Origin of the sequence: Dokdonella sp. (assembly GCF_049593775.1) — a bacterium.
Taxonomy (GTDB): Bacteria; Pseudomonadota; Gammaproteobacteria; order Xanthomonadales; family Rhodanobacteraceae; genus Dokdonella.
Genome location: NZ_JBAWHJ010000416.1, coordinates 1 through 2,871 on the forward strand (window position 1 = coordinate 1; position 2,871 = coordinate 2,871).

3 protein-coding genes are annotated in these 2,871 nt (G+C 61.6%); 2 read left to right on the forward strand and 1 reads right to left on the reverse strand.

What is annotated here, in order from left to right; genetic code table 11:
• A partial coding sequence (locus WBP53_RS14305) for a LuxR C-terminal-related transcriptional regulator (RefSeq protein ID WP_423930068.1) occupies positions 1 to 455 on the forward strand: 455 nt, incomplete at its 5' end.
• A gap of 35 nt (positions 456 to 490) precedes the next feature.
• Here the strand turns inward: WBP53_RS14305 and WBP53_RS14310 are convergent.
• Entirely contained in the window at positions 491 to 1,792 is a 1,302-nt protein-coding gene (locus WBP53_RS14310) for a hypothetical protein (RefSeq protein WP_423930070.1), read from the reverse strand.
• A gap of 295 nt (positions 1,793 to 2,087) precedes the next feature.
• Between WBP53_RS14310 and WBP53_RS14315 the strand changes: the two genes are divergently transcribed.
• A partial coding sequence (locus WBP53_RS14315) for a DUF5666 domain-containing protein (RefSeq protein WP_423930072.1) occupies positions 2,088 to 2,871 on the forward strand: 784 nt, incomplete at its 3' end.

The window sequence follows — 2,871 nt, forward strand, 5'->3', positions numbered from 1 at the left end:
GCATCGAGGTCATCCGGCGATTGACCAAGGAACTCGAACAGACCCGGATCCTGGTACTGACCATGCATGCCGAGGAGGAGTACGTCCTTCACGTGGTTCGTGCCGGTGCGGCCGGATTCCTGCTCAAGGACAGCGCCAGTGAAGAGCTGCTCGGTGCCGTGCGCTCGCTCGCGAACGGTCGCGGCTTTTTCGGTGCGCACGCATCGCGTGTGCTGGCGCAGCAAGTCCAGCAACCCAACAGCCGGATCGAAGACCCGTATCGTGACCTGACCGATCGCGAGCGTCAGGTTTTTCATCTGATCGTGGAAGGCATGACCACCAAGGAAATCGCCAAGCACCTGGACATCAGTACCAAGACCGCCGAGAACCATCGATTCCGCGCCATGGACAAACTCGACGCGCGCAATACCGCCGAACTGATCCGCTACGCCGTGAAGCACGGCTTGCTGGATTGACCAGGACACCGCACGTTCTCGCAGCACGGACTCGATCAGCCGGCTGCCAACCTCTTTTCCGGCGGCACGCAGACGTCGATGCCGGCCTTTTCAAAGCCGTCATTGAACAGGCCATCGCTTGAATCGCGCCACAAGGCAGCACCCACATGGCTGGGAGCACCGCTGTACCCGGGAATGCCGACAAGCCAGGACTGACCCCTGGTTGCAACCGACCAACCGACCAGCCCGCCTGGCGATGCCCGCGACAAGGCGGGATCCGTGCTGGCAACCCAGCTTCCGGCGGGACGCGTGAACAGCGTACTGCCGCCACAGCCTTCCAGTGCAAACGGTGCACCAACGATCAACTGGTCGCCATCAAGCGCAACGGACCAGCCGAATCGATCACCGGGCAAGCCGACCGGAGCCAACAGTTGCGCCTGCTGCGTCCAGACCGGACCTGAGCGCTCGAACACGATGGCATTGCCAACGCGCAAGTCTGCCAAAGGCGCGCCGACAACGGCACGATCACCGGACAAACTGACCGCATGGCCAAAGGTATCGCCATCGCCGGCTACTGTCGGCAACAAGCGGGCCTGCTGCATCCAGCCAGGCGAGACAAACTCGAACACGTAGGCGGCGCCGCGGCTATAGGCGCCCGCCAGTACCGGCGCCCATTGCGGGGCACCCGTGAGGATGGTGTCGGCACTCAAGGCCACGCTGCTGCCCAAGGCATCACCGGAACTCGCGTCCGTTGCCTGCAGGCGATCACTCTGCGACCAGTTCACGCCTGCTCGCTCGAACACATAGACCGCCCCGGCTTCAGCATTGGCGCCGGGTGCGCCGACAGCGAGTCGATCACCCTCGACCGCCACCGATGACCCAAAGCGTTCGCCGGGCAAGACTGGCGCAGCAACAATCTTCTGTTGCAGCGACCAGTTTGCGCCGTCATGGGTAAACACATAGACCGCGCCTGCGCCCTGTTCGGGGGCGCCAACGGCCAGCGTATTGATCGACAATGAAACCGCCGCGCCAAACAGATCGCCGGCATCCAGGTCAACCGGCGCCAGCGGAACTGCATTGGCACAACTTTGGCCAATGCACGCATAGGTGTAGACCCGACCGCTTTTCATCAAAGCGCCAGGCGCACCGGCCGCAAGGTGCGAACCATCCAGCGCTACGGAATAGGCAAGTTCCGCGGCGACCTCGGTGGGTGCAAGCAGTTGTGTCTGAGCCACGGCCCCTGAAGTCACCACGACAAGCGCAAGCGGGGCCAACGCCCCGAACCGGTGCAGCAATCGCCGCAAGACGACAATTTCTTGCGCCAATGGCAGGGCAACAGTGGCAATTCGCTCAATCATGCCTGCAATTAGCCACTCTCCCTCCGACAAGGTCAAGCGCGCACTGGGTGAAATGCCTCAGCGCAGGGACTCGAATCGGAAACGAAATTTCCGGGTGATCCAAGCCAATGGCGCCCATTGACATGCAATCCCTCAGTCGCGATAGGCAAAACTACCCACCGGCGCCGCAGCCTGCATGGGGCTGGGTAGTCTCGATCCCAGCCGGAAACACATTCAGTTTCGAAGTTTGCCGGCCCTTCCCTGCCGGCCCCTCCCACGGATGGTGCAGCCCCGGCAACAGCCAGGAGCATCAAGCATGAACAAGCGAATCAACCCATCCGTTGCGACAATCTCCAGATGCATCCGACTAGGCCGTCTGGGCCTTGTCCTTGGCGTGGCCCTGCCATTTCTGGCCCACGCCGCTAGTACCGTTACCATCAACGGTCAACGCACTTTCAACATCACGCCACAAACAACGTTCAGTCTTGATGGCGTATCGATCAGCGAAAAACAGGCAGCCGCCCTGGGCGCCGGCTACAACGTCCAGGTCACTATCGACAACGTCAATGCCACCGCCTCGGCAGGCGACGCTGGCAATATCGATCTGCGCAATCTCGCTCGTGGCCCGGTCACCTCTACCGATCCATTGAGTGTGCTCGAGCAGCCGCTGGTGATTACGTCGGAGACCGTACTGATCGGTATCCACGGAGACGATATTGCCAACATCGTTGCGGGAGACCTGCTTGAGGTCAGCGGCTTCCTTGATGCCAATGGCGCCATGGCAGCAACGCGCGTCGAGTACCACGACAACCCGACCACCGACTGGAAACTGTTCGGCCAGGTATCCGCATTGAACGGGCCTCTGTTTTCCATTGGTGCGCAGGCGATCGACTCTACAGGCGTCACCGCGATGGACTGCGGAGCCGGCTTGCAGAACGGCCAGTTCGTCGAACTCGAGACACTGCCAAACCCCGGCTACGCTTCCGGCTCGGATCTTGGTCTGTTGATCCAGCTCGAATGCGAGGATCCCAATTTCGACAACCCGCCGCCGGGTACCATCGCGGCATCGCTGGAAGGGATCATCTCGGACTTGCCTGACC